This is a genomic window from Kribbella orskensis, from assembly GCF_004342085.1.
Taxonomy (GTDB): Bacteria; Actinomycetota; Actinomycetes; order Propionibacteriales; family Kribbellaceae; genus Kribbella; species Kribbella orskensis.
On the sequence record NZ_SLWM01000059.1, the window covers coordinates 1 to 5,025 of the forward strand.

The following is a 5,025-nucleotide window of genomic DNA, read 5'->3' on the forward strand; positions in this document are numbered from 1 at the left end:
GGACCGCCTTGGCCCTGGTCTGCTCGTCGTACTTGCTCGGCATAGATGCCACCTTCCCAACGAAGAAGGTGCGCATCAAACCCGGGGTGGTTCACGGCGTGCGGTCGGGTGGCACAGGGTTTTCGCACATGCCGCGACCGGGAGAGTGAATCGCGGGTGGTAGCCGCAACGTGCGTTCCGCGGAGGTGCTCACACGGCTCACCAGTCTGGCGACAACCTGACACGTGCGGGGCGGGCCCGATCGATCTCCACCACACCCGCCTGCTCGAGCACGACCGCGACCCACGCAGCTGTTGCCCGTGCCATGAACATCTTCAGATGTGCGTCAAGGGTGCCCTCAACCGCATCTACCGAATAGGTCGTGCCGATGGGCACCCACGACCGGCCGCGCAGCACGTCTGGAACCTCCTCTACCGCTCTCCACGGCAGAGGGGTCCACGCCTCCTGCTGACCTAGCAGCAGCACCAATCCGTCGCTGGTGTATCGCGCCATAGAGAACCGCCCCCGACCCGTAGGAATGGTCAACGGTTCGCCGGTTTTGACGCTGTTCTTATCGCGGCTTCGACGCGGCCTGCCATGGATCCATCATCGGGTGACCGCATCCTCGGTGTCGAACGACCTCATCTGCCGCAGAGAGTGATGCGAGACCAGGCAGATGAGCGTTGGTGCCTGACATCCTGTGGGGCGTGAGCTCTGATGACTTCCGCGAGCCGTGGTTTCGACTCCAGCCCGAGCAAGCTCTCACGTTCGAGCGCGAGGCAGAGAAGGAGATCGCACCGGGCCATGTGCTGCACGGCATCGCCCTGAGCGCAACGGCCAAGTGTGAAGGCTGCGACGACGTGGTGTTCCGAGCGTCGGACGGCACGTTCGCGATAATTCATCTGACCTGGACGCTGAAACCCGAAAGGCCGCCGTGGCCACAGACGACACGGCGCGGCAGCTTCATCGCCGTGGAGACTGCGATGGATCAGCACGCGCACTGAGTTCGCTCCTTCCGTTTGGCGGGGCAGAACACCCGATCATGCTGCGGTCCGCTCTGCAGCGCTGATTTCTCTGCCCCGCAACGTCCGCATCTGCCGCAGATAGTGAAGGCGTGGACCTGCTGGTACGACGACCGTCTCTCCCAGACCCTCCGCCCGTTCATTCGCGTGCCGGTGGTGGACCGCGGTCTTCGACGATGGCATGCCCAGCGAAGAGCATGATGGCTGCATGCCCGATTTCATGTGGGTCCCGGCCAATCAAGCATCGACAGAGGACGTCGAGGCGGTCTTCGCCACGGGTGGAGCCCACAAGTGCCGTTGCCAAGCGCTGAAGGTGCCCGGCTGGATCTGGCGGGACACGACCCAGGAGCAGAGGGATGCCGCGCTGCTGGAGCAGACCGCCTGCGGTACCACCGGACCGACGTCGGGGCTGATCGGGTACGTCGACGGCGAGGCGGCCGGCTGGGTCGCGGTCGAGCCGCGGGAGAACTACCCGAGGCTGTGGAGCCGGAAGCAGGCGTGGATGCGGATGGACCCCGAGCTTGAGGGCGTCTGGTCAGTCACGTGCTTCGTCGTGCGCAAGGGCCGGCGTCAGTCGGGGCTGACCTACGAGCTCGCCGCCGCCGCCGTTGAGTACGGCGAGCAGGTCGGCGCCCGCGTCCTGGAGGGGTACCCGATCGAGCCGCCGCCGGGCAAGACCGTGATCTGGGACGAGGCGTCGGTCGGGCTGGTGCAGGTCTTCCTCGAGGCTGGTTACGAGGTGGTGGCTTCGCCCACCCTGCGGCGGCGTGTGGTGCGGCGACGACTGGGCAACCATTCATGACCGTCGCCCGACGAAGGGACCATGTCGCTCGGACGTGCCGCAGATGGCGTGCGCTGCGGCAACCGGATTTGCCGCAGAGCGGTCGACGTCCGCACTGTTTCCTTGAGACTCTTCATCCCGTGTTCGATGCCCCCAGGTTCCGCTATCACCCCGACCCAGTGGGGACAGGGTCCGCGGTGCGATCAGACGAGGCGTGTGACGTCTGCAATCGGCCAGCCGGCCTCAAGTACACGGGGCCTGTCTATGGGCGTCAACCGGAGGTCCTTTGCCTGCGGTGCATTGCGGACGGCACGGCCGCCGTCAGTCTCGGGTTGCCGGACGGCAGCCAAGCTGAGTTCACCGATGTTGGCTGGGGCGTGCCCGACGACGTGCCGAAGGCTGTCCTCGAAGAGATCTCGCAGCGGACACCCGGCTTCATCAGCTGGCAGCAGGAACACTGGCTCTATCACTGCGCCGATGCCGCAGCATTCCTGGGACGTGTCGGTTGGGACGATGTCAGACGCCTGCCAGATGCACTCGCCTCCCTGCGGGCCGAGCTCGCCCAATTGGGCGTGGATGCATCCGCTGCCGACGAACAAGTCGCCGCAATGCATCGCGACGGCGATCTGACCGGCTACCTGTTCCGATGCCTCCACTGCGGCACCCACCTGGCCTACTCAGACGCCAGCTAGACGCACGGATCTGCCGCATTCCGCGCAAGCAGCCGATGTGCGTGTGCTTGCGCATGCGCCAGGCCGAGGGGGAAGATCCCGGCGTGACCACCCCACCCTCCGCTGACGGCGAATTCGCGTTCGAGGTCCATGACGTGTTCCACCTCGGTCAGGACCATGCAGGTGAGGCAACTCTCGTCGGGCCAGTCACTCGCTCAGCCAGTAGCTCTCTTGCGCTTGGTGACACGCTTGAAGTCCCGACCGAGGACGGCGAGACGCGGCAGGTGCAGTGCGTCGAGTTTCCGCTGGTGAACCTCGGACGTGATCGCGCCGAGTGGGTCCGCGTCTCGGTTGCGGGGCTCGGTGCAGACAGAGTTCGCATCGGCGGCACTGCCGCCAAGTTCGCTTGAGCACCGTCCGCTCATGGCCGCTGTCCGAGCGCCCCATGCCGACCAGTGGATCTATCGCGACCGGCCGCATGCACGCGGTTCAGTTTCCCTGAGGTTCGCCCGACACGTCGGCAGTTGCCAACCAGGCTTCGTCGATCCGGACCGCAAGCGACGACTTGTCCACCAGCAGGGGCAAGTTCCCGCCGAGGGCCCACAAGATAGAGCCCGTCTCGATGAACTCCTGACTGCTGTAGAAGACGCGCCACTGGGGTCCCGCGTCTTCAACACGCACGACGGTAGGAGTCCATTCCATTGCGTGGATGTCGCGTTCCAACCATGCAACGACGACAGCTTCCAGGCCGGCCGGAGTATCCATAGCTCCGATGATCCCTGATGGGTGTCCGGATCTGCCGCCCGCGCGGTCGTAGCCGATGAGCGGGCGACGCGTCTGGGTCGGTCTCGAAGGTCTGCTGTTCGTCACCTGAGACCGCGGGTGGTGGTGCCCGGATGCCTGCGGTGGCATCGTCGTCACCGTGACGTCCCTCGCCGCAGCGCTCGACGCGCTTCCCAAGGTGGAGCTGCACTGCCATATCGAGGGGACGATGCGCCCATCGACGCTGGTCGACCTGGCCCGACGCAACGGCCTTGACCTGCCGACGTCGGACCCTGCGGAACTCTACCGGTACGACTCCCTGGACAGCTTCCTCGAAGTCTTTTGGATGGTCCAGTCGGCGCTCGGGAGACCCGGGGACTGGGCCCGGCTGGCCTACGAGAGCGTGGTCGACTCGGCCGCTCACGGGGTGGTGCACTGCGAGGCGTTCTTCACCCCGGCCCGTCACCTGGCAGCCGGCCAAGACCTGGCGGCGATCGTGGCCGGGCTGGACGAGGGGCTTGCTGCCGGCGAAGCCGAGACCGGGGCCAGATGCCTGCTGATCGCCGACATGGACCGGGCGTTCGGTCCGGCCGTGGGACTCCAGCAGGTGCAGGCCCTTGCCGCTCTCCGTCACGCCGGGGCTCGCGGCACGGAGCGCGTCATCGGGGTGGGCATGGACTCAACCGAGCGAGGCATCGACCCGGCGTCGTTCCGTTCGGCGTACGACGCCGCCAGGGCCGCCGGGTTCCGGCTCACCGCGCACCAGGGCGAGAACTCCCCGGCGTCAGCGATCGCGGCCTGCCTAGACATTCTCGGTGTCGAACGAGTGGACCATGGCGTGCCGGTGATGGACGACTCCGAGCTGGTCTCCCGGATGGTCGGGGAGCGCGTCCCGATCACGGTGTGCCCGACCTCGAACGTAGTCATCGCCAACGTGGTGGACCGGCTCGAGGACCACCCCTACGCACGGATGCGGACCGCCGGACTGCTCGCGACCATCAACACCGACGACCCGGCCCTGACCGATCTCGACCTCGCGCAGGAATACGCCGCGGTGGCGGCCGCGTTCGGCTACGGCTGGGACGAGATGGTGCACATCGCCTTGGATGCCGTCGACGCCTGCTGGCTCGACGACGCGGGAAAGGCCGCGCTCCGCGACCAGGTAACAGTCGCGGCAGGACAGCTCGTACCCGCCGAACCGTGAGACCGACTCTCCTCGCCAACCATTCGACCGTCATCCAGCACAACGGCACACACACCCGCCAGGCCGGAGCGGCACTCGATGGGCCACTGCGATCGGGAAGCGCCTTGTGCTGGCGCAGCGCGCGAGGATGCCTCGTCGTGGATTAGGTCTTGCGCAGATTCGTAGCGGGTCAGACTGACCTCAAGCCGTCGATCGGAAACCCCGAACCATTCCGACCCTGCACGTTCACCCAAGCTATCGAGCAGGGACGTCAGCCGACGCAGGTCCATGCCCGGGAACACCTGCACCGACCTCATGGCCGACAGTGTCTCAGCCTCGAAGTACAACAAGTAGCCGCTGACAGCGCATCTGAGCTCAATCCGAGCAGAGGACGGCCAGTCTGGTAGCCGGTCAGATCGCCAAGAACTCTGGGAACGACCAGATGCCAACGGCCTCCTGTTCGAATCGCTCGAGGTTGTTCATCCACGCCACGCCGGGTGACTCACCGAAGAATCTGAGCGTCGCCGGCTGATCCTCATAGTCTTGGTCGTCGACGGCGACCGACACGCTCACCATGACTCTCATCGATGTGAACTCCGGCAGCGACTCGCCAGCCTGAACTAGACG

The 5,025-nt window shown here is 66.0% G+C and carries 7 protein-coding genes; 5 read left to right on the forward strand and 2 right to left on the reverse strand.

From position 1 onward, the window contains the following. Positions 1-665: 665 nt before the first annotated feature. The 4 genes from EV644_RS44175 to EV644_RS44190 all read left to right on the forward strand — a co-directional run bounded on the left by EV644_RS44175 (position 666) and on the right by EV644_RS44190 (position 2,863). Positions 666-983, forward strand: a complete 318-nt coding sequence (locus EV644_RS44175; RefSeq protein ID WP_132197818.1) for a hypothetical protein — start codon at positions 666-668, stop codon at positions 981-983. 226 nt (positions 984-1,209) lie between these two features. After that, positions 1,210-1,803: a GNAT family N-acetyltransferase gene (locus EV644_RS44180; protein ID WP_132197820.1), complete on the forward strand. Its 594-nt coding sequence runs from the start codon at positions 1,210-1,212 to the stop codon at positions 1,801-1,803. Between the two features lie 119 nt (positions 1,804-1,922). Next, the gene (locus EV644_RS44185) at positions 1,923-2,474 is read left to right on the forward strand and encodes a CbrC family protein (RefSeq protein WP_255511495.1); all 552 of its coding nucleotides are present in this window, start codon (positions 1,923-1,925) and stop codon (positions 2,472-2,474) included. A gap of 53 nt (positions 2,475-2,527) precedes the next feature. Then, positions 2,528-2,863, forward strand: coding sequence for a hypothetical protein (locus EV644_RS44190; RefSeq protein WP_132197824.1), 336 nt, complete (start codon positions 2,528-2,530; stop codon positions 2,861-2,863). A 79-nt stretch (positions 2,864-2,942) separates the two neighbouring features. Here the strand turns inward: EV644_RS44190 and EV644_RS44195 are convergent, their stop codons facing one another. After that, the gene (locus EV644_RS44195) at positions 2,943-3,218 is read right to left on the reverse strand and encodes a hypothetical protein (protein ID WP_132197826.1); all 276 of its coding nucleotides are present in this window, start codon (positions 3,216-3,218) and stop codon (positions 2,943-2,945) included. 157 nt (positions 3,219-3,375) lie between these two features. On the opposite strand from EV644_RS44195, the gene add reads away from it, so the two are divergent. Then, positions 3,376-4,419: an adenosine deaminase gene (gene add / locus EV644_RS44200; protein ID WP_199240396.1), complete on the forward strand. Its 1,044-nt coding sequence runs from the start codon at positions 3,376-3,378 to the stop codon at positions 4,417-4,419. Positions 4,420-4,809: 390 nt separating this feature from the next. On the opposite strand, the gene EV644_RS45055 is transcribed toward add, so the two are convergent. Continuing rightward, a partial coding sequence (locus tag EV644_RS45055; protein WP_158293129.1) for a hypothetical protein occupies positions 4,810-5,025 on the reverse strand: 216 nt, incomplete at its 5' end.